Annotated in this window: 1 protein-coding gene; it reads left to right on the top strand. The window is 55.6% G+C overall.

Annotation, left to right across the window (positions count from 1 at the left end):
• Window positions 1–53 precede the first annotated feature (53 nt).
• Window positions 54–241, top strand: a 188-nt coding sequence (locus ACZ3HG_RS24670; RefSeq protein WP_465335147.1) for a chlorhexidine efflux transporter, incomplete at its 3' end; no start/stop codon positions are given.

Raw genomic sequence — 241 nt, 5'->3', positions numbered from 1 at the left:
TCCCACAATATCAGATAGAAACCCGATCACAACGACAAGAAAGGGTTTTCAAAATGTCTATGCGTTCCTTCTCCGACCGGATCAGGCACGCAGTCCTGTTCGAACTGATCGGTATCGCCATCTTCACGCCGGCAGCGGCCTGGCTGTTCAATCAGCCGGTCGCCCATATGGGCGTCATCGGCGTCGTCTCGGCGACGGTGGCGACGATCTGGAACTTGCTGTTCAATCTCGGCTTCGACCA

The organism is Erwinia sp. PME.40.26/001, from assembly GCF_055556675.1.
This window is presented reverse-complemented; position numbering and strand designations above follow the sequence as displayed.